Raw genomic sequence first — 21,667 nt, forward strand, 5'->3', positions numbered from 1 at the left:
GCCGGTCCCTGATCCCCCCGGATCCCTCCCCTGGTCGGGGCCAGCGTCAGCTATGACCGACGGGGGCCGCCAACGGTTGCGCGCATCCGCAGAGTTATTTCACCGTCACCAGTTGTATGCCCTTCGTTCACCTGCCGACGTGCGTCCGGAAGCGGTCGACCACCTCGGCCAGCACCTCGGCGCCGTCCCGGGCCCACAGCGCCGGGTTGAAGATCTCCACCTCGATCGGCCCCCGGTAGCCCGCCGCCTCGACCCGCTCCCGAAACCACCGCAGGTCCACCGCCCCGTCGCCGAGTTGCCCGCGTCCCAGCAGGGCGCCCTCGGGCAGCGGGGTGACCCAGTCGGCGAGCTGGAAGGCCGCGATCCGCGTGCCCTCGGTGCCACGGACCCCCGTCCCGCCGGCCTCCTCGCCGTCCGTCGGCGTGCCGTTGGTCCTGGTGCCGCCGCCCGCGCGGTCGATCTGTGCGCCGACCGTGTCGTCCCACCACAGGTGGTAGGTGTCCACGACGACTCCCACCTGGTCGGCGGGGAACCGCTCGGCGAGGTCGAGCGCCTGCGCGAGCGTGGAGACCACGCAGCGGTCCGCCGCGTACATGGGGTGCAGCGGTTCGATCGCCAGCCGTACGCCGCGCTCCGCGGCGTACGGCGCCAGTTCGGCCAGCGCGTCGGCGACGCGTTCCCGGGCGCCGGGCAGATCCCGGCTGCCGGCCGGGAGACCCCCGGACACCAGGACGAGCGTGCCGGTCCCCAGGGCGGCCGCCTCGTCGAGGGCCGCCCGGTTGTCGTCCAGGGCCGCGGTCCGCTCACCGGGGTCCTCGGCGGTGAAGAAGCCGCCCCGGCACAGGCTGGTGACCCGCAGCCCGGCGTCCCGTACGAGCCGGGCGGCCGCGGCCACCCCGTACTCCCGGACCGGGGCGCGCCACAGGCCCACGCCCCGCACTCCCGCGCGTGCGCAGCCGTTGGCCAGGTCGGGCAGGGACCACTGCCTGACGGTCTCCTGGTTGAGGCTCAGGCGGTCGAGGGGGGCTGGGGTGACGGCGGGGGTCATAGGGGCCTCACGGTCCTTGCGGCCGGCTCGTCGGCGCCGTGGAGCGCGAGCAGACCGCGCATCCGGGCGGCGGCCAGCTCCGGGTCCGGGAACAGGCCCAGTGCGTCGGCCAGTTCGTGGGCGCGGCGCAGATGCGGCAGTGAGCGGGCCGACTGCAGGCCGCCGACCATGGTGAAGTGCGACTGGTGGCCCGCCAGCCAGGCCAGCAGCACGACCCCGGTCTTGTAGTAGCGGGTGGGCGCCTGGAAGAGGTGGCGGGCCAGCGCGACGGTCGGGTCCAGCACGGCGCGGAACGCGGCGGTGCTGTCGGGGCCTTGGGCGTCGAGGCGGCGCACGGCGTCGGCGGCCAGAGCGGCGAGCGGGTCGAAGACGCCCAGCAGGGCGTGGCTGAAGCCGTGGTCGTCGCCGGCGATCAGCTCGGGGTAGTGGAAGTCGTCGCCCGTATAGCAGCGCACGGCCCCCGGGAGGCGGCGGCGCAGCCGTACCTCTCGGCCGGGGTCCAGGAGGGAGACCTTGACCCCGTCCACCTTGCCGGGGTGTGCGGCGACGAGGTCGAGGAGGGTCTTTGTGGCGGCGTCGAGATCCGTGCTGCCCCAGTAGCCGTGCAGCGCCGGGTCGAACATCGGGCCGAGCCAGTGCAGGATCACCGGCCGGGTGGTCTGGCGCAGCAGGCCGCCGTAGAGCTCCAGGTAGTCGTCGGGTCCGGTGGCGGCCGCGGCGAGCTGACGGGACGCCATGAGGACCGGCCGGGCGCCGGCGTCCTCGACGAGGGCGAGCTGCTCCTCGTAGGCGGCCCGTACGTCGGCCAGCGTAGCTCCTTGGGGCGGTAGTTGGTCGGTGCCCGCCCCGCAGGCGAGCAGGCCGCCGGCCGCCCGGGCCTCGGCGCCGGAGCGCCGGATGAGTGCGGCGGCGCCGGCCCAGTCCAGGCCCATGCCGCGCTGCGCGGTGTCCATCGCCTCGGCCACACCCAGGCCGTGCGACCACAGATGGTGGCGGAAGGCGAGGGTGGCGTCCCAGTCGAGGGCGGCCGGGCCGTCCGGGTGGGTGTCGGCGAGCGGGTCGGCGACCACATGGGCGGCGGCGTAGACGGTGCGGGAGCGCAGCGGGGGCGGCGCACCGCCGGGGGGCGCGGACGGGGTCGCGCCGGCCGCGGGCCCGGGGCGGGGCCGGTCGGCGGCCGGCGCGTTCACAGGCTCAGCTCCGGTACGTCCAGGCGGCGCCCCTCCGCCGACGAGCGGCGCCCCAGTTCGGCGAGTTGGACACCGCGGGCGCCCGCTGCCAGGTCCCAGCGCCAGGGTTCGTCGCGGACGACGTGCCGCAGGAACAGCTCCCACTGCGCCTTGAAGCCGTTGTCGAAGGTGGCGTTGTCGGGGACCTCCTGCCACTGGTCGCGAAACGGCTCGGACGCCGGAACGTCGGGATTCCACAGGGGCCTGGGGGTGGTGGAGCGGTGCTGGACGCGGCAGCGGCGCAGCCCGGCGACGGCCGAGCCCTCGGTGCCGTCCACCTGGAACTCCACCAGCTCGTCGCGGTGCACCCGGACCGCCCAGGAGGAGTTGATCTGCGCGACGACGCCGCCGGCCAGCTCGAAGATGCCGTATGCGGCGTCGTCGGCGGTGGCGTCGTACGGGGCGCCCGACTCGTCCCAGCGGCGCGGGATGTGCGTGGTGATCCGCGCCTGGACGGTGCGCACCGGCCCGAACAGCTCGTGCAGGACGTACTCCCAGTGCGGGAACATGTCGGCCGCGATGCCGCCGCCGTCCTCGGCACGGTAGTTCCAGGAGGGGCGCTGCGCCTGCTGCCAGTCGCCTTCGAAGACCCAGTAGCCGAACTCGCCCCGCACGGACAGGATGCGGCCGAAGAAGCCGCCCTCGACGAGGCGGCGGAGCTTGCGCAGGCCGGGCAGGAAGAGCTTGTCCTGGACGACGCCGTTCTTGACGCCGGCGTCCCGGGCCAGCCGGGCGAGTTCCAGTGCGCCCGCGAGGTCGCCGGTGGTGGGCTTCTCGACGTACAGGTGCTTGCCGGCGGCGATCGCCTTCTTGGCGGCTTCGGGGCGGGCGGCGGTGGTCTGGGCGTCGAAGTAGACGGCGATGGAGTCGTCGGCCAGTACGGCGTCGAGGTCGCAGCTGAACTCCTTCAGGCCGTGGCGTTCGGCCAGTGCCCTCAGTTTGTGCGGGGAGCGGCCGACGAGCACCGGCTCCGGCCAGATCACCGTCCCGTCGGCCAGTTCGAGGCCGCCCTGTTCGCGCAGGGCGAGGAGGGAGCGGACCAGATGCTGGCGGTACCCCATGCGTCCGGTCACGCCGTTCATGGCGATGCGTACGGTCGTGCGTGTCACGGCCCGGCCTCTCTCAGGATGCGAATCGTGTGAGCGGGGGTGTTCGTGCGCTGTCAGGTCGTACGTACCGGTCTGCACCGGCGGCCAAACGGAGAAAAGGGGTGCGCGGACCGGCCCCGCCCGCGTACCCTTGACTCAGTCAAGGATGAGGTGGTCGACGATGACAACCGGTACGGCATCCGATACGGCGCCCGGCGCGGCGTCCCGCTCCGCGGCCGACATCCGCGAGCTGCGCAGATTCAACCGCTTCTACACGAACCTGATCGGTGCGCTCGACTACGGCCGGCATCTGTACACGCCCTTCACCCTCACCGAGGCCCGGGTGCTCTACGAGCTCGCCCACCACCAGCGGGTGGACGCCGCGGACCTGCGCTCCTCGCTGTCCCTGGACGCCGGGTATCTCAGCCGGCTGCTCGGGAAGTTCGAGCAGCGCGAGCTGATCAGCCGCGGCCGGTCCGAGCGGGATCCCCGCCGGCAGCGCATCACCCTGACCGAGGACGGCCGGGAGGCGGCCGGCCTGCTGGAGGAGCGCTCGCAGGACGCCGCGGGCTCGCTGCTGCGCGACCTCCCGGCGGCGGACCGGGCCCGCGTGGTCGCCTCGATGCGGACGATCCGCGCCCTCCTCGGCGAGGGCGCACAGGACGGCGAGGGCACGGAGCCGGCGCAGGACGCGGCGCCGCCGCGGTCCGCGCGGGAGACGGCGGCTCCGGCACCGACACCGCGGGGCCGGGCGGACGGCCGGGCCCCCGCGCCCGAGGTCGCGCTGCGCACCTCCCGCCCCGGGGACCTGGGCTGGATGGTGGAGCGCAACGCCGCGCTCTACGCCGCCGAGTACGGCTTCGATCTGAGCTACGAGGCACTGGTCGCCCGGATCGTCGCGGAGTACGCGGAGAACTTCGACCCGCAGTGGGACCGCACCTGGATAGCGGAGCTGGACGGCGAGCGCGGCGGCGCGGTGATGTGCGTACGGGACGGCAGGCCCGGGGTCGCCCGGCTGCGGCTGCTGCTCGTGGAGCCCGGCGCCCGGGGGCACGGCCTGGGGCGCCGACTCGTCGACTCCTGTGTGGACTTCGCCCGGGACGCCGGCTACAAGGAGCTGGTCCTGTGGACCAACTCCGTGCTCGCCTCGGCCCGCAGGATCTATCAGCAGGCGGGGTTCGAGCTGGTCTCCGAGTCGCCGCACCACAGCTTCGGGCGCGACCTGGTCGGCCAGGACTGGCGGGTGGCGCTGTGACGGCCGTGCGATGGGCGTTCTCCACTCTCGGGGTGCCCGGCATGCCCGTGGCCGACGTCCTGCGGCTGGCGACCCGCGCCGGGTATCAGGGGGTCGAGCTGCGCGCCCATGCGGAGGAGCCGGTGCACCCGCTGCTCGGGATGCGTGAACGCGCCGCGGTGCGCGGGCAGTTCGCCGACGCCGGTGTCGAGGTCCTGGCCGTCGCCGGATACGCCCAGGTCGCCGCCGCGCGGGACGCGGCGGGCGAGGAGGAGCTGGCGCACGAGCTGAGCGAGCTGGTGTGGCTCGCGGCCGATCTGGGGGCGCGCTTCGTGCGGGTGTTCCCCGGGGGCGGGGGGCGGCCGGCTGCCGAGGCGGAGGCCGATGCCGCCCGGCGGCTGGCCGCGGTGGCTCCGCTCGCGGCCGAGCGGGGCGTCCGGGTGTTGCTGGAGACCCATGACTCGCACCGCACGGGCGCGGCCGCCGCCCGCATCCTGGGCCCCGTGGGCCATCGCCATATCGGCGCGCTGTGGGATGTGCTGCACAGCTGGCTCGGCGGCGAGGAGCCCGCCGACACCCACGCCGCGCTCGCCCCTCAGCTGGGCTACGTCCAGGTCAAGGACGTCGTCTCGGCGAAGGACACCACTCCCGTCCCGCTCGGGGCCGGCTCCGTGCCGCTGGACGCCGTCCTGGCGGCGCTCGTCCGGGGCACCCAGGGCCCCGCGCACGCGTTCGAGGACGCCGGAGGGCAGGGCCAGGGCCCGGGCGGCTGGCTGTGCTGGGAGTACGAGAAGCGCTGGTATCCGCAGGCCGCGGACCTCCCCGACCTGCTGGCGCCGGGCCGCGCACACCTCCAGCGCCTCCTGGAGGCCGCCGCCCCTGACCGGCCCGCCCCGGCCCGTTCCGCCGCGCGCGTTCTGACGCCCCCTCACACACCCGGGCCCGCCCCGCAAGAGCTGGGCGCCGCCTCGGATGGAGTCATTGACCGACAATAGTTTTCCGGCTATCCGTGTCTCCTTGGAAGTTTCCTTCAACGAGTCGAGGAAGCCCCCCGGAAGGAGCGCAGATGCACTCCAGACGTACCGTCCTGACCACCGCGGCCGCCGCGGCCGCCGCCGCTGCCGCCGGCGCCGTGCCCGCCGGCGCCACCCCACCCGCCGCCGGGCAGCAGCCCGTCGCCGATTCCGGCACCCGGGCACGGCTGCGCCGCCTGATCGCCCGTATGACGCCGGAGGAGAAGGCCGGCCAGCTCTTCGTGATGCGGGTCTACGGGCACTCCGCCACCGACCCCGACCCGGGGGACGTGGCCGCGAACCAGAAGGAGATCGGCGTCGCCAACGCCGCGGAGCTGATCGCCAAGTACCACGTCGGCGGCATCATCTACTTCGGCTGGGCGCACAACACCCGCGAGCCGCATCAGATCGCCGACCTGTCCAACGGCATCCAGAAGGCCGCCGCCGCCCAGCGGGCCCCCGTGCCGCTGCTGATCTCCACGGACCAGGAGCACGGCATAGTGGCCCGGGTCGGCGCCCCCGCGACGCTGCTGCCCGGGGCGATGGCGCTCGGCGCGGGCGGCAGCGCCGCGGGAGCGCGTACGGCGGGCCGGATCTCCGGCCGGGAGCTGTACGCCATGGGCATCCGGCAGGACTACGCGCCGGTCGCCGACGTCAACGTCAATCCCGCCAATCCGGTGATCGGCGTCCGCTCCTTCGGTGCCGACCCCGAGGCCGTGGCCCGTATGGTCGGCAGCCAGGTGAAGGGCTATCAGGACGGCGGGATCGCGGCCTGCGCCAAGCACTTCCCCGGGCACGGCGACACCGACACCGACAGCCATGTCGGGCTGCCGTACATCCACCACAGCGCCGAGGAGTGGGAGCGGCTGGACGCGCCGCCGTTCAAGGCGGCGATCGAGGCCGGCATCGATTCGATCATGACGGCGCACATCGTCGTGCCCGCCTTCGACCCGAGCGAGGACCCGGCCACCCTCTCCCGCCCGATCCTCACCGGCATCCTGCGCGAGCGGCTCGGCTACGACGGTGTGGTGGTGACGGACTCACTCGGCATGGAGGGCGTACGGGTGAAGTACGGCGACGCCCGGGTGCCGGTCCTGGCGCTCAAGGCGGGCGTCGACCAGCTGCTGAACCCGCCGGATCTGTCCGTGGCGCACGGCGCGGTCGTCAAGGCCATGGCGGACGGCGAGCTGACCAAGCGAGACATCGACGCCAAGCTGATGCGCATCCTGCTCCTCAAGGAGCGGCGCGGGCTGTTCCGGGACCCGTACACCACGCACCGGGCCGTGGACCAGGTGGTCGGCACCCGCGAGCATCTGGCCGCCGCGGACCGGATCGCGGGCCGTACGACCACGCTGCTGCGCAACGACGCCGGCATCCTGCCGCTGTCGCGGCGCCGGCATCCCCGGGTGCTGGTGGTGGGGGTGGACCCGGCCGCGCCCTCGGGCACCGGCGGTCCGCCGACCGCGGTGCTGGCCAAGGCCCTGACCGAGCTGGGCTTCACGGCCCATGCGCTGACCACGGGCCCGACGCCGGACCAGCGGCGGATCGACGAGGCGGTGGCGGCGCTCGGCGAGCGGGACGCGGTGGTGGTGGCGACGTACAACGTCTCCGCCGGGTCCTCCCAGCGCAAGCTGGTCGCCGCGCTGCTGGGCACCGGCAAGCCGGTGGTGCAGCTGGCGGTCCGCAACCCGTACGACATCGCCCAGCTCGACGGCGTCCGGGCGGCCCTGGCGAGCTACTCCTGGACGGATGTGGAACTGCGGGCGGCGGCCCGGGTGATCGCCGGGCGGCGGGACCCGGCGGGCCGGCTGCCGGTGGCGATAATGCGCGCCGACGCCCCCGGCCAGGAGCTGTTCCCGATCGGCCACGGTCTGGCCTATCCCTGACCCGCCCCGGCGCCGCCGGCGGTCACGGCGCGCTCCCCTGCTCGCGGGGAGCGCGCCGTGGCGTTTCTCTCAGCGCGTCACGGCCGCAGCATCGGCACGCGACGGATCTCCTGCTTGTCCAGCTTCTTGTTGTACGGGGCCAGCGGGGTGGCCCGGCCGCTCGGGGCGGGGACGCCGGCCCAGTCGAGGAGCTCGGCGGTGGCCTTGGTACGGTCGGCCTCCTTCAGCTTGGCGATGTTGGCGCCGTGGTTGCCGCCGGGGACGGTGAACCGGTACGCGTCACGGGCGCCCGCGCCGAGCTCGAAGTGCTCCGAACTCCACGGGTCGTACTCGCCGTTGACGAACATCATCCGTTCGGCGTGGTGGCGCACCCAGCGGTCGACGTCGGGCATCGCGCGCTGGTCGAAGCGCATCGGGATGCCCTGGGGGACGAAGCTGCGGGAGTTGTTGATGCCGGGGTACTTCAGCAGGCCGGCCAGGTTCGGGTAGGCGTAGCCGGGCTCGCCGAGCTGGGTGCCGGCCTGGTAGTAGTACGGCGTGTACGGCTCCATGCCCTGGTCGGTGTAGCTGTCGAAGCCGCCGACCTTGTCCATCCACTTCCACAGCTCGTCGGTGGAGACGGTCGGCTTGGGCACCTCGGCGCAGGCGGTCTCGGCGGGCTGGTACTGCCAGAAGCCGAACACCAGGTCGGTGACCATGACTTCATAGGCCCGGTCGGCGCTGCCGACGGTCTTGAAGGTCTGCTTCTCCTTGTCGGCCCAGGCCTGGAAGCGGTCGACCATCTCCCCGCGGCGCACCAGGGCCTCGCGCTCGATGGCGGCGAGGTCGGTGCGGCACTGCGCGGTCCCGACGGTCTGGAAGAACCGGTCGTAGGCGGCGTCCTCGTCGTTGCGCACGTCGTTGGGCGCGACGTAGGCGACGGTGCCGTTCATGTCGTGCGGGAAGAAGCGGCGGTAGTACGTGGCGGTCATGCCGCCCTTGCTGCCGCCGGTGGCTATCCAGTTCTTGCCGTAGATGCGGTGCAGCGCCTGGAATATGCGGTGCTGGTCGTTGGCGGCCTGCCGGATGTCCAGCTTCTGCCAGTCCGTGGGCGCGGGCCGCGACGGGGTGAAGTAGCGGTACTCCAGGGAGACTTGATTGCCGTCGATGATCTTGGTCGGTTCGCTGCGGGACGGCGTGGTGCTGACGTTGTAGCCCGAGGTGAAGAACACCGTCGGGCGGTCGACCGACTTGTGCAGCAGGGTCAGCCGCTGCTGGAAGGTCCCCTTCGAGGGGTGCCGGTGGTCGATCGGCTGGGTGTAGTTCAAAACGAAGTAGCGGTAGCCGTCGACCGGCTTCTCCTCTACGAGGCTCATCCCCCGGATCGCCAGGATCCGGTCCTTGATGTCCTCGGTCTTCGGCTCGGCGGCGGTGGCCGCTCCCGCCGAGGCGCTGCCGGCTGTGGCCGTGCCTATGAGCACGGCGAGCGACAGCAGCCATCTGGTGGCCTTGCGCATGCACCCTCCCCTTGGGATAGCAAAGGTGGGCTGAACCTATCGGCGCGCGGGGGGTGCCACCAGCCCCCGGCGCCATCCGGTGGATCCCCGCCGGGCGGCGCGGGGAGGGTCCGCGCCGCGGGGGCCGTCAGGCCACCAGTTCCTCCTCCTCGCCCGTGAAGGTGCGCCACAGTTGCGCATACCGCCCGTTGCGCGCGAGGAGTTGCGCATGGCTGCCGTCCTCGGCTATGCGGCCCTGGTCGAGGACCACGACGCGGTCCGCGCGGGCGGCGGTCGTCAGGCGGTGGGCGACGATCATGGTCGTGCGGGCGCCGGCGAGGCGGTCGGTGGCCTGGTTGACGACGGCTTCGGTGGCCAGGTCGAGGGACGCGGTGGCCTCGTCGAGCAACAGCACGTCCGGGTCGACGAGTTCGGCGCGGGCCAGCGCCAGCAGCTGCCGCTGGCCGGCGGAGAGGTTGCGGCCGCGCTCGGCGACCTCGTGGAGGTAGCCGTCCTCCAGCGTGGCGATCATCTCGTGGGCGCCGACGGACCGGGCCGCGGCCTCCACCTCGGCGTCGGTGGCGTCCGGGCGGCCGTAGGCGATGGCGTCACGGACGGTGCCGGCGAAGAGGTAGGACTCCTGGGGGACCACACCCAGGCGGCGGCGGTAGCCGGTCAGGTCCAGTTCGCGCAGGTCGGTGCCGTCGATCCGGACGGCGCCCGAGGACGGGTCGTAGAACCGCGCCACCAGCTTGACGAGGGTGGACTTGCCGGCGCCCGTCTCGCCGACGAAGGCCACGGTCTGGCCGGCCGGTATGGCGAGCTTGATGCCCGCGAGCGCCGGCTCCTGGCTCTTGCCGTAATGGAAGTGCACATCGTCGAAGATGATCTCGCCGCGCAGTGCGGGTACTTCGCGGGGGCGCTCGGCGGCGGGGGTGGTGGTCGGCTCGCGCAGCAGTTCCTGGATGCGGCCGAGCGAGACGGACGCCTGCTGGTAGCCGTCGAAGACCTGGGAGAGCTGCTGGACGGGGGCGAAGAACAGGTCGATGTAGAGCAGATACGCCACCAGGGCGCCGGCCGTGAGGGTGCCCGAGCCGACCCGGCCGGCGCCGACGATCAGCACCAGGGCGGCCGCCACCGAGGACAGCAGCTGGACGAACGGGAAGTAGACGGATATCAGGAACTGGCCGTGGACCCGGGCCCGGCGGTAGGCGTCGCTGCGCTCGGCGAAGCGCTCCTGGCCGCGCCGCTCGCGCCGGAAGGCCTGGACGATCCGCAGACCGGCCACGTTCTCCTGGAGGTCGCCGTTGACGGTGCTGATCCGCTCACGGGCCAGCTCGTAGGCCTTGACGCTCTGCTTGCGGAAGAAGTACGTGCCGATGATCAGCGGCGGGAGGGTGGCGAAGACGACCAGGGCGAGCTGGACGTCGATGGCGAGCAGTGCGATGAGGATGCCGAAGAACGTCAGCATCGAGACCAGTGCGGTGACCAGTCCGGTCTGCAGGAACGTGGAGAGCGCGTCCACGTCCGTCGTCATCCTGGTCATGATCTTGCCGGTCAGCTCGCGCTCGTAGTAGTCGAGCCCGAGGCGCTGCAGCTGCGCGAAGATCTTCAGGCGGAGGGAGTACAGGACCCGCTCGCCGGTGCGCCCGGTCATGCGGTTGCCGCCGATCTGCGCGGCCCACTGGGCGAGCACCACGATCAGGGCGAGCGCGGCGGCGACCCAGACGCCGGCGAGCGCGCCCCGACGGACGCCCTCGTCGATGCCTTGGCGGATCAGGACCGGCAGCATCAGCCCGGCGAGGGCGTCCACGGCGACCAGCGCCAGGGCGAGGGCCAGCGGTCCGCCGAAGCCGTGCAGCAGCCGGCGCAGGCCGTAGGAGTGCTCGGGGCGCACCGCCAGGTCCTCGTCGATGCCGGGGGTGTCCTGGGCCGGTGGCAGCGCGGCGACCTGGGCGAGAAGCTCGGGCGTGGCAGGTGTCCCGGCCGTCGCGGCGCCCAGACCGGGCCCGGCGGCGGCCGCGCGGGGCGCGACGCCGGCCCCGCCCGCCTCGGCGTCCTGCTCGCGGCGCACCCACAGTTCGGGGGTGACGGCTCCGGCCGCCGGGCCGGTCCGGCCCCGCTCGCCGTCCGCCTCGCCGTCGAGGCCGTCGAGCCCGTCCGGGCCGCCGCCGTCGGGTGCGTACGCCGGCAGTCCGGTCGCGGTGGGGGCGCCGGCCGGCTCGCCCGCCGGGTCGCGCTCGATGCCGCCGAGCTCGTCGGGGTCGGTCAGCAGTCTGCGGTAGAGGGGACATCGCTCGGCCAGTTCGTCCTGGGTGCCGACGTCGACCAGCCGCCCGCCGTCGAGGACGGCGACCCGGTCGGCGAGCGCCAGGGTGGAGGCGCGGTGCGCGATGAGCAGGGTCGTACGGCCCGCCATGACGCCGCGCAGCGCCTCGTGGATCTCGTGCTCGACCCGGGCGTCGACCGCGGAGGTGGCGTCGTCCAGCACCAGCAGCCGGGGGTCGGTGAGGATGGCCCGGGCCAGCGCGATGCGCTGGCGCTGGCCGCCGGACAGGGTCAGTCCCTGCTCGCCGACCTTGGTGTCGTAGCCCTCGGGGAGCGCGGAGATGAAGCCGTCGGCCTGGGCGGCGCGGGCCGCGGCGCGCACCTGCTCGTCGGTGGCCTCCGGATGGCCGTAGGCGATGTTGTCGCGCACCGAGTCGGAGAACAGGAAGCTGCTCTCGGGGACCAGGCCGATGGCGGCCCGCAGCGACGTCAGCGTCAGCGTGCGCACGTCGTGGCCGCCGACCAGGACGCGGCCGGCGGTGACGTCGTAGAAGCGGGGCAGCAGCAGGGAGACGGTGGACTTGCCGCTGCCGGACGTGCCGACCACGGCGACCGTCTCGCCCGCTTCGATGCGCAGCGAGAAGTCCTCCAGGACGGGGCGGGTGGGGCTCGCCCCGTCACCTTCGTGTGCCGGTGCGTAGCCGAACGTCACCCGGTCGAAGGCGACGGTGGCCGGGGCGTTCGCGGGCAGCTCGTGGGCGTCGGCCCGCTCCTGGATGAAGGGTTCGGTGTCGATCAGCTCGTAGACCCGCTCCACGCCGGCGCGCGCCTGCTGTCCGACGGTCAGCATCACCGCCAGCATCCTGACCGGGCCGACCAGCTGCGCCAGATACGTGGAGAAGGCGACGAAGGTGCCGAGGGTGATCTGCCCCTGGGTGGCCATCCAGCCGCCGAGGGCGAGCATCGCGACCTGGCCGAGGGCGGGTACGGCCTGCAGCGCGGGGGTGTAGCGGGCGTTGAGGCGGACCGTGCGCAGCCGCCCGGCGAACAGCCGGCCGGACACCTCGCGCAGCTTGCCGGTCTCCTGCTCCTCCTGGCCGAAGCCCTTGACGACCCGGACGCCGGATATGGCGCCGTCGACGACGCCGGCCACCGCGGCCGCCTGGCTCTGGGCGTACCAGGTGGCCGGGAACAGCCGCACCCGGCTGCGCCGGGCGATGAACCACAGGGCGGGGGCGACGGCGAGCGCGACGACGGTCAGCAGGGGCGACAGGACCGCCATCACCACCAGCGAGACCACGAAGAGCAGCACGCTGCCGATCATCATCGGCAGCATGAACAGCAGGCTCTGGATCAGCTGCAGGTCGCTGGTGGCGCGGCCGACGACCTGGCCGGTGCTCAGCTCGTCCTGCCGCCGGCCGTCGAGGCGGGAGATGGCGGCGAACATCCGGGTCCGCAGATCGTGCTGGATGTCCAGGGCGAGCCGGCCGCCGTAGAAGCGGCGCAGGTAGGTCAGGACGTAGACGACCACGGCGGCCGCGATCAGCACGCCGGACCACAGGGCGAGGGAGCGCTCGTGCCGGATGATGACATCGTCGATGATCAGCTTGGGCACGAGCGGGACCAGCGCCAGTACGCCCATCCCGGCGAGCGAGGAGCCGAGGGCGAACAGGACGTCCTTCCTGTACTGCCAGCAGTCCCGGGTCAGCCGCCGTGCCCAGCCCACCCGGACCGTGTCCGTATCCGCGCCCGCCACCCCATGCCTCCCGCCCGTCGACGCCTACTCGCCAGGCACCAACGCCGCGGGGTGCGATTTTCATCCCGTCGTAACAATCCAGTTCGTGATCACTTCACGCGCCGCACCGTGAGCTCCGTGATCCCCGGGTGCGGCCTGGGCTTTCCCTCGGGCGCCGGGCTCCGGTCGCCCTCCACCACGACACGTACGTACCGGGCCGGGCTGCGGCCCGCGTACCCCGTCCCCGTCCAGTGCTCACCGTCCGTGGAGACCTCCGCGCGATAGGCCTTGGGGCGGGTGGCGGTCCAGTGCGGGGTGATCTGGCCGACGCGGATGGTGCGGCCGAGGTCGACGGTGAGGGTGCCGGTGGCGGCGTTCGGGACCCAGGCGGTGGTGTCGTTGCCGTCGACCGCGGCGGCCGCGTACATCCCGGGCTCCTGTGAGCTCGCCGTGGCCGGGGTGCACCGGGCGGCGTTGGAGGTCGCGGCCAGATCGGGGCGGCGGGTCTTGAGGACGGCCGGCACGCCCCGGCTGACGAGCTGCTCGCCCTGGGGCGACTCGACGGTCATCGGTGCCCCGGAGGTCAGCCGCACGGTGGTCTGGTGCGCCCCGATGGCCACGTCGTACGTCCGCCCCTGCCAGCGCAGTCCGCGCAGGGTGACGCCGGCGGACAGCTGCGGCGGCAGCATCGGGTCCAGCCGCACCCGGTCCTCCCGCAGCCGCAGGCCCGTCAGACCGTGGGTGAAGGTCTGCAGGAATCCGCCCTTGCCGGTGAGGAAGTCCTGCGCGGGCTGCCCCGCGTGCGGGTCCGAGGCGCCGGCCTTGCTGCCGCGCGCCTCGGAGAACTGCGCGAACGGCCCGCGCACGAACGGCTTGATGGAGCGCAGCAGATAGGTGTACGTCGAGCAGCCCGGCTCGCCGATCCCGGCCGCGTCGACGGCGTGCACCGAGTCCGTCATGGCCGGGCCGTCGGGGTCGGTGCGCGCGGCGTAGTAGTCCAGCGTGCGCGCGGCCCGTGCGGGCGTCATCGGCCATTCCAGCGGATACATCAGCAGGACGGTGTCGGCCTGCTTGATGGTCGTGCCCCGGTAGCCGGCGTACTGCTCGAAGACCTTGTTCCGGCTGTCGTAGGGGATGCGCAGGCGGTCGGCGACCTTGGTCCAGGTGGCGGGTGCCCGCTCGCCGAGGAGGGCGGCGGCGCGGGTGGCGTGGCGCAGCGCGGTGGCGGCGCCGGCGTTGGTGAAGACGCCGTCGGTGACGCCGTTGCTGTACTCGTCCGGCCCGGCGACGTTCTTGACCGAGTAGCTGCCGTCGGCGTTGCGGGTGGCCCGCGAGGCCCAGAACTCGGCGATGCCCTTGAGGACCGGCCAGCCGCGGGAGCGCAGCCAGTGGGTGTCCTTGGTGGCGAGGTAGTACTGCCAGGCGGCCAGGGAGATGTCGCCCATGAGGTGGTTCTGGGTCCGGCAGTGCGGCGGGTCCCAGCTGTGGCACTCGCTCCACAGGGCGCCGTCGCTGCCGGACGTCCAGGGGTAGAACAGCCCGTCGTAGCCGAGCTTCTCGGCGTTGGCGCGGGCCCGGTCCCGGGTGCGGTAGCGGTAGTCGACGATCGACTTGGCGAGTTCGGGGTGGCTCGCCAGCAGCCCCGGGTACATCCAGGTCTCGGCGTCCCAGAAGACCTCACCGGCGTAGTTGTCGCTGGTCAGGCCGGTCGGGCCGATGCTGTTGGCGCTGCCGGTGCGGGTGGCGGACAGCAGCCCGTACTGCGCCGAGCGCACCCAGGACTGCAGCTCGGGCTGCCCGTGGACCTCGATGTCGGCGCGCCACAGCCGCTGCCAGGCGGCGGTGTGCCGGGCGAACAGGTCCTGCCAGCCGCGGCCGGCGGCCCGCAGCGCGGCGGCGCGGGCCGCGGCGCGCGGGGCGCGGGAGGTGAGCGCGGTGTCCACGCCGACGTACTTGGTCAGCTCGTACGTCCGTCCGCCGCGGACCGGGAAGGTCACCCGCTGCCGGCTGGTCAGCCCGTCGGCCCGGGGCTCGGGCCGGGGCCGCTCCGGGCGCACCTGCGGACCGGTGCGCAGCGTGGAGGCCACCGCGCCCTCGGTCCTCGTGCCGTCCGTGCGGAAGCCGACGTCCATCGTGCCGGGACCGGCCGTGCCGCCGGCGGGGGCCCTGGACGGCTGCACCCGGCGGGCGCCGCGTCCGTCGAGGGTGTCGGTGACGGTGGCGGCGCCGCTCCAGTGGGGCGTCATCCGCAGGCGTACGGCGCCGGTGTGTGCGTCGTCGCGGTCGGCGAGCACGTCGTAGACCAGGTCCGTGCGGCGGCCGTCGGCGGCCGTCCAGGTCAGCGACGTACGGACGAATCCGCAGCGCAGCGAGAGGGTCTGGCGGTAGTGCGAGATCCGGCCCGGGCGGGTGGCGGAGGAGAAGGTGTCGGGGTGCTCGCCGCCGGCGGTGACGTCGAGGGTGGTCCAGGTGGGGATCGCGGCGATGGCCTGCCGCCCCTCGACGTTCTTCGGTCCCTTGGCGTACAGCCCGGAGACGAACGAGCCGTCGTAGGCGGGGGTCTTCAGCGGCCAGCCGGTCGTGCCGCCGGGGGCCGCGTAGCCGGTGCCGTTGGGCGGCACCCGCTGTCCGAGGTAGCCGTTGCCGACGTAGGCGTGGTGGCCGTCCTCGGGGTCGATCGTGGTGGCGGTGGCGCTCCAGCCGTCGCCCTGCTCGCAGGGGTCCTGGGAGGCCGCGGCGTCGGACGGTGGCCGGGGCGGCGCGGCGGACGCCGATATGGGCGCGAGGACGGCGACCAGCGCGGTGGCGAGCATCGGGGCGAGGAGGGTGCGGGAGCGGCGGGCGGCGGGCCCGCCGCGCGGCCGGTCCGGGCCCTGCGGTGAGCGGTCCGCGGGGGAAGCTGCCGTGTGTTCCATGGTTCTCCGTCGTACGTACGCGGTCCGCGTCGCGGCCCGCGACACGGACTTCACCTTGAACATCATCAGGCCCCCGCCTGCCCCGCACCTTAGGACGAATAGGCCGTCCGGGTCACGGACTTGGTCGTATCGACGCGCCGGCGCGCTCGGCGCGTACCGCCCCGATTGGTCAAAGCGCCGCACTTGCGGCACACTTTTAGACTGACCAGTCAGATCAAAAGGGGAGGGGTTTGTGAACACCACCCGCCAGGGGGCGGCGGTCAGCGCCAGGGGGATCGGAGTGCGGGGCCCACGGGGGTGGGCCTTCCAAGGCGTCGACATCGCCGCGGATCCGGGCTCGCTGATCGCCGTCCAGGGCCCCTCGGGTTCCGGGCGCACCTGCCTGCTGCTCGCCCTCACCGGCCGGATGCGGATCACCGCGGGCACGGCGACGGTCGCCGGATTCCCGCTGCCCAAGCGGATGGGCACGGTGCGCGCCCGTACCGCCATCGCCCACGTACCGGGCGTCGCCGACCTCGAACCGGCCCTCACGGTCGGCGAACACCTCAAGGAACAGGCCCTGCTGGGGCGGCGCCTGAAGGGCTCGCTGCCCTGGGGCAAGCAGCACAAGGCCGCCACCCGGGCCCGGGTCGACGCCGCGCTGACGGCCGCCGGGCTCGACGCCGACGCACTCCCCAAGGGCCTGGGCACCGCCGTCCGCGACCTGGAGCGGATCGAGGCGCTACGGCTGTCGATCGCGCTCGCGGTGATGCACGGCCCGCGGCTGCTGGCCGTCGACGACGTCGACCTCAAGCTCTCCGCGGCCGAACGCGACCAGGCCTGGCAGCTGCTGCGGGACCTCGCGCTGTCCGGCACCACCGTCGTCGCCGTCGGCAGCGACGCACCGGCGGACGCGCTGGTCGTCCGCACCGCGCCCGCGGCCGCCGCGGCGCCCGCCGACCCGGCACCCGGCCAGGACGTCCCGGCCACCGCACACACCACCGAGGAGGAAGCGGCGCATGCGTTCGCCGAAACTGGCCGCGCTTGAGCTCAGGCGCTTCGGCAGGGGGAAGCTGCCCCGGCTGGGGCTGGTCGCCCTGATGCTGATCCCCCTGCTGTACGGGGCCCTGTACCTCTGCTCCTTCTGGGACCCCTACGACCGCCTGGACAAGATCCCGGTGGCGCTGGTCAACGACGACCGGGGTGCCACCGCCGACGGCAAGAAGATCACCGCCGGCGACGACCTGGCCGAGAAGGTCAAGGACAGCAACACCTTCGACTGGCAGGAGGTCAGCGCCGCGGACGCCGCCAAGGGCGTCGAGGACGGCACGTACTACCTCTCCCTGACGGTCCCGGCGAACTTCAGCGAGCGGATCGCCTCCAGCTCCGGCGACGACCCGCAGACCGGTGCGCTCAAGGTCCGTACGAACGACGCCAACAGCTACATCGTCGGCTCGATCTCCAAGACGGTCTTCTCCGAGCTGCGCGCGAAGACCTCGGCGACGTCGTCGCGGGCCATGCTCGACAAGATCTTCGTGTCCTTCTCCGACCTGCACGACAAGACGGCCGAGGCGGCCGACGGCGCCGGCAAGGTCGACGACGGGCTCGGCAGCGCCAAGGACGCCACCGGCAAGCTCAAGGACGGTCTGGGGAAGCTGGACAAGGGCTCCGGCGACGTCAGCAAGGGCGCGGGCACGCTGCACGACAAGGCGGGCGAGCTGACCCAGGGCGCCGGGAGCGTGGACAAGGGGGCCAAGGACCTCGACGAGGGCGTCGGAAAGGCCAACTCCGGGATCCAGGAGCTCAGCAGGCGCATGGGTCAGCTGGCCGGCGGGACCCAGGAACTCGCCGACACGGCCAACAAGCTGGCCGGCAAGGCGAACCCGCTGATCGACGGGCGCGGCAAGGAGCTGGGCGAGAAGGCTCGGATCGCCGCCGATGTCTCCCAGGAGATCGCCGACGCCCTCGGCCGGCTGCCGGGCGACATGTCCAGGGCCGCGACGCAGACGCGCCAGAGCGCCGATGAGGCCGCCGCGGTGTACAAGGAGAGCTGCGAAGGCCTTACGCCCGCCGCCAACTGCCCGCGCCTGAAGGCCCATGCCGACGGGCTCGCCCGCACCGCCGAGACGGTGGAGAAGGCCAATGGCACGGTCAGCGAGAACACCTCGGTCATCAAGGACATGCAGCGCAAGCTGCGGGAGCTGCACCAGCTCGCCACGGTGGTCGCCCAGGAGGCTCCCACCGCCCAGCAGAAGATGAACAACGCCGTCGCCAAGATCAATCAGCTCAACGACGGTGCGCAGAAGATCTCCGCGGGCGCCGAGCAGATCGCGGCGGGCACCGGCAAGCTCGCCGACGGCAGCAGCAGGCTCGCCGACGGCACCGGCAAGCTCGCCGACGGCAGTGGGAAGCTGGCCGACGGCGCGGGGAAGATCGCCGACGGCGCCGGCCAGGTGCACGACGGCATCGGCGACGCCAAGGACGGCGTGGTCAAGCTCGACGGCGGCATCTACAAGCTCAAGGACGGCGCCAACCAGCTGGCCGACGGGCTGCACAGCGGCGTCGCCAAGATCCCGGACTACGACAAGAAGGATCGCGACGCCCGTACCGAGGTCATGGCCGACCCGGTCGAGCTGGCCGCCAAGTCCCTGCACAAGGCGCCCAACTACGGCACCGGCCTGGCGCCGTACTTCATCCCGCTCTCCCTCTGGGTCGGCGCGATGGTCGCGTTCATGCTGCTCCAGCCGCTGGGCAAGCGCGCACTGGCCGCGGGCGCCCCGGGCTGGCGGATCGCCCTCGGCTCCTGGCTGCCGGCCTTCGCCGTCGGCGTCGTCCAGGTGCTGGCCCTGATGGCCGTACTGCACTGGGCCCTCGGCCTGGAGATGGTCCGCTCGGCCGGCACCATCGGCTTCCTGCTGCTGGCCACGGCCTGCTTCACGGCCATCATCCAGCTGCTGAGCGCCTTCTTCGGCCCGGCCGGCCGGGTGCTGACCCTGGTCGTGCTGATGCTCCAGCTGACCTCGGCGGGCGGCACCTATCCGGTGCAGACCAGCCCCGGGTTCTTCGCGGCCATCCACCCCTTCCTGCCGATGAGTTACGTCGTCGACGGTCTGCGCCGCCTGATCACCGGCGGCGACCTCACCGTCGTCTGGCAGGGCTGCGCGGTCCTTTGCGCCTTCACCCTCGGCGCGCTGGCGCTCACCGCCCTCGCGGCGCGCGGCCGGCAGGTCGTACGGATGAAGGACCTGCACCCGGAACTGAGCCTGTGAGCCTTCCCCCGGGTCCCCGGTGCGGTGCCGTCCGCGGCACCGCACCGGGGGGCACCCCCAACGCCCGCCGCTCGGCCACCCGCCGGCGGCTCTTCGACGCCGCCGTCACCCTCATCGCCGAACAGGGCTTCTCCGCCACCACCGTCGACGAGATCGCCGACCGGGCGGGCGTCGCCAAGGGCACCGTCTACTACAACTTCGCCAGCAAGAACGTCCTCTACGAGGAGCTGCTGCGCGACGGCCTCGACCAGCTCGCCGACTCCCTCCAGCACGCCGCCGACACCACCGCGGACCGCGGCGGCACCCGGGTCGACGCACTCGACGCCATGATCCGCGCGGGCCTGGACTTCATCGCCCGCTCCCCGGCCCTCACCCAGCTCTACGTCGCCGAGCTGTGGCGCACCAACCGCAGCTGGCGCGCCACCGTGGCGTCGGTACGCGGCCGCGCGCTGACCGTCGTCGAGTCCGTCCTGCGCGACGCGGTGCGCACCGGCGAACTCTCCGAGGAACTCGACATCCCCCTGACCTCCTCCGCCCTCCTCGGCATGGTTCTGGTGGCCGCCCTGGACTGGCTGTCCTTCCAGCCGGACCGGTCGGTCGAGGAGGTGCACGCGTCGCTGTCGCGGCTGGTGCAGGGGCGGGTGGGGGCGCGGCCGCCACAGGGGGGTCGGGGCGACGCCCCCCGGGTCACCGCCTAGGCGTCAGGCGTCGGCCGCCAGGTGGGTCGGGGCGAACATCCGCAGCCGGGCCGGGAGTACGACCACCGACGGGCCGGGGGCGGCGAGCGCGGCCGACAGGTCCGCGGCCAGGTGCTCGGGGCTCGTGGTGACCGCGGGGACGCCGAAGGACCCGGCGAGAGCCGCGAAGTCCGGGCGGGCGAGTTCGGTGGCGGTGGCCTCGCCGAAGGCGTCGGTCATGTACTCGCGCAGGATGCCGTAGCCGCCGTCGTCCACGATGAGCCAGGTCACCGGCAGGCCGTACTGCCGGGCGGTGGCCAGCTCGGCGATCGAGTACATCGCGCCGCCGTCGCCGGAGACCGCCAGCACCGGCCGGGCCGGGTCCGCGGCGGCCACGCCCAGCGCCGCCGGGAAGCCGTAGCCCAGGCCGCCGGCGCCCTGCGCGGAGTGCAGCGCGTTGGTGCCCCGCGGGTCGAAGGCCGACCAGGCCCAGTAGGCCAGGATCGTCATGTCCCAGCAGCTGACCGCGCCGTCCGGCAGCGCCTGCCGCACCGAGGCCAGCACCTGCTGCTCCAGGTCGAGCTCCTGACCGGCGAGGCGGTCGCGGACGCGGGCGAGGAGGCCGCGGACGGCGGCTTCGGGGTCGTACGCCGCACGGTCGTACGCCTCGGGGCCCGGGGCCGCGACGGAGCCGGCGCCCGCGTCGCCGCGCGCCGCCACCTCCTCGGCCAGCGCGGCCAGGGCCGCCCGGGCGTCCGCGTGGATGCCCAGCGCGGCATGGTTGGACTCCAGCTTGCCGAGGTCCGCCTCGATCTGCACGACGCGGCCGCGCGGCCGGAACGTGTGGTAGTTCGAGGAGAGTTCGCCCAGCCCGGAGCCGACGACCAGCAGGGTGTCCGCGTCCTCCAGGAAGGACGTGGTGTGGCGGTCCTCCAGCCAGGACTGGAGGGAGAGCGGATGCTCCCACGGGAAGGCGCCCTTGCCGCCGAAGGTGGTGGCCACCGGCGCCCGCAACCGCTCGGCGAGCGCCAGCAGCTCCGCCTCGGCCCCGGCCCGTACGACTCCGCCGCCGGCCAGGATCACCGGCCGCCGGGCCCGCGCCAGCCGGTCGGCCGCCGCCGCGATCAGCTCGGGGCGGGGCGCCGGCTTCGTCGGCGCGGCGTCGAGTCCGGTCACCGGCGGCACGTCCGCCTCGGCCAGCAGCACATCCTGCGGGATCTCCAGCCAGACCGGACCGTGCGGGGCGCTGAGGGCCGACTCCCAGGCGGCGGCCACCGCCGAGGGGATCTGCGAGGCGGTGCGCACCGTGTGGACGGACTTGACCACGCCCCGGAACGAGGCGCTCTGGTCGGTGAGTTCATGCAGGTAGCCGTGGCGTCCGCCGCCGATGCCGGCCAGCGGCACCTGACTGCCGATGGCCAGTACGGCGGCCGATGCCGCGGCCGCCTCCTGGAGCGCGGGCAGCGTCATCAGCGCGCCGGGGCCGGTGGAGACCAGCAGCGGTGCGACGCCGTGGGTGGTCCTTGCGTACGCGTCGGCGGCGAAGCCCGCGTTGTTCTCCACCCGCAGCCCCACGTAGCGCAGCGCGGAGCGGCGCAGCGCGTCGAACACCCCGAGGGCGTGCTGGCCGGGGAGGCCGAAGACGGTACTCGCGCCGAGGGCGGTCAGCGACTCGACGACCAGGTCGCCTCCGGTGCGCGGTACCGGCGTCGGTGAAGGCGACGGTTGCGGGGTGCTCATCGTTTTCGGCTCTCCGTATCGGTGTGCTTGTTCGCGGCCGGCGGCCGTTCGTCCTCGAGGGCCGGACGGGCCTGCCGTGGTGGCCGCCTCGCCTCGAACGCCGGACAGGGT

13 protein-coding genes are annotated in these 21,667 nt (G+C 73.5%); 6 read left to right on the forward strand and 7 right to left on the reverse strand.

Translation table 11 applies throughout. From position 1 onward, the window contains the following. Positions 1-127 precede the first annotated feature (127 nt). Genes AC0680_RS16345 through AC0680_RS16355 form a run of 3 tightly spaced genes read right to left on the reverse strand, consistent with a single transcriptional unit; the run spans position 128 to position 3,386 of the window. Positions 128-1,048 carry a sugar phosphate isomerase/epimerase family protein gene (locus AC0680_RS16345; protein WP_478628885.1) on the reverse strand — a complete coding sequence of 307 codons (921 nt, stop codon included), beginning with the start codon at positions 1,046-1,048 and terminating at the stop codon, positions 128-130. Then, positions 1,045-2,238 (reverse strand): dihydrodipicolinate synthase family protein, encoded by a 1,194-nt coding sequence (locus tag AC0680_RS16350; protein WP_478628888.1) that lies wholly within the window; start codon positions 2,236-2,238, stop codon positions 1,045-1,047. Before AC0680_RS16350 ends, AC0680_RS16345 begins: the two co-directional genes overlap by 4 nt. Further along, on the reverse strand, positions 2,235-3,386 hold the full coding sequence (locus AC0680_RS16355; RefSeq protein ID WP_478628889.1) for a Gfo/Idh/MocA family protein: 1,152 nt from the start codon (positions 3,384-3,386) through the stop codon (positions 2,235-2,237). The genes AC0680_RS16350 and AC0680_RS16355 overlap by 4 nt, the downstream gene beginning before the upstream one ends. A 160-nt stretch (positions 3,387-3,546) precedes the next feature. On the opposite strand from AC0680_RS16355, the gene AC0680_RS16360 reads away from it, so the two are divergent. The 3 genes from AC0680_RS16360 to AC0680_RS16370 all read left to right on the forward strand — a co-directional run bounded on the left by AC0680_RS16360 (position 3,547) and on the right by AC0680_RS16370 (position 7,498). Beyond that, on the forward strand, positions 3,547-4,620 hold the full coding sequence (locus AC0680_RS16360; protein ID WP_478628891.1) for a bifunctional helix-turn-helix transcriptional regulator/GNAT family N-acetyltransferase: 1,074 nt from the start codon (positions 3,547-3,549) through the stop codon (positions 4,618-4,620). A gap of 41 nt (positions 4,621-4,661) precedes the next feature. Further along, positions 4,662-5,594: a sugar phosphate isomerase/epimerase family protein gene (locus AC0680_RS16365; protein WP_478628892.1), complete on the forward strand. Its 933-nt coding sequence runs from the start codon at positions 4,662-4,664 to the stop codon at positions 5,592-5,594. A 71-nt stretch (positions 5,595-5,665) separates the two neighbouring features. Next, a complete protein-coding gene (locus AC0680_RS16370; RefSeq protein WP_478628895.1) occupies positions 5,666-7,498 on the forward strand; it encodes a glycoside hydrolase family 3 protein in 1,833 nt (610 codons plus the stop codon). Between the two features lie 77 nt (positions 7,499-7,575). Here the strand turns inward: AC0680_RS16370 and AC0680_RS16375 are convergent, their stop codons facing one another. From AC0680_RS16375 to AC0680_RS16385, 3 genes are all read right to left on the reverse strand, one after another. Then, the gene (locus tag AC0680_RS16375) at positions 7,576-8,994 is read right to left on the reverse strand and encodes a S28 family serine protease (protein ID WP_478628898.1); all 1,419 of its coding nucleotides are present in this window, start codon (positions 8,992-8,994) and stop codon (positions 7,576-7,578) included. Positions 8,995-9,121: 127 nt separating this feature from the next. Then, entirely contained in the window at positions 9,122-12,997 is a 3,876-nt protein-coding gene (locus AC0680_RS16380; RefSeq protein ID WP_478628900.1) for an ABC transporter ATP-binding protein, read from the reverse strand. 89 nt (positions 12,998-13,086) lie between these two features. After that, the gene (locus AC0680_RS16385) at positions 13,087-15,891 is read right to left on the reverse strand and encodes a discoidin domain-containing protein (RefSeq protein WP_478628903.1); all 2,805 of its coding nucleotides are present in this window, start codon (positions 15,889-15,891) and stop codon (positions 13,087-13,089) included. A gap of 232 nt (positions 15,892-16,123) precedes the next feature. On the opposite strand from AC0680_RS16385, the gene AC0680_RS16390 reads away from it, so the two are divergent. The 3 genes from AC0680_RS16390 to AC0680_RS16400 are packed head-to-tail and all read left to right on the forward strand — an operon-like array spanning position 16,124 to position 19,837. After that, positions 16,124-16,918: an ATP-binding cassette domain-containing protein gene (locus AC0680_RS16390; RefSeq protein ID WP_478628904.1), complete on the forward strand. Its 795-nt coding sequence runs from the start codon at positions 16,124-16,126 to the stop codon at positions 16,916-16,918. Continuing rightward, positions 16,890-19,139, forward strand: a complete 2,250-nt coding sequence (locus AC0680_RS16395; RefSeq protein ID WP_478628907.1) for a YhgE/Pip family protein — start codon at positions 16,890-16,892, stop codon at positions 19,137-19,139. The genes AC0680_RS16390 and AC0680_RS16395 overlap by 29 nt, the downstream gene beginning before the upstream one ends. Then, entirely contained in the window at positions 19,136-19,837 is a 702-nt protein-coding gene (locus tag AC0680_RS16400) for a TetR/AcrR family transcriptional regulator (RefSeq protein WP_478628909.1), read from the forward strand. The genes AC0680_RS16395 and AC0680_RS16400 overlap by 4 nt, the downstream gene beginning before the upstream one ends. A gap of 3 nt (positions 19,838-19,840) precedes the next feature. Here AC0680_RS16400 and AC0680_RS16405 read toward each other — a convergent pair whose 3' ends face one another. Next, positions 19,841-21,556, reverse strand: coding sequence for a thiamine pyrophosphate-binding protein (locus AC0680_RS16405; RefSeq protein WP_478628912.1), 1,716 nt, complete (start codon positions 21,554-21,556; stop codon positions 19,841-19,843). Between the last annotated feature and the right edge of the window lie 111 nt (positions 21,557-21,667).

This window comes from Streptomyces sp. NPDC043738, assembly GCF_056436545.1.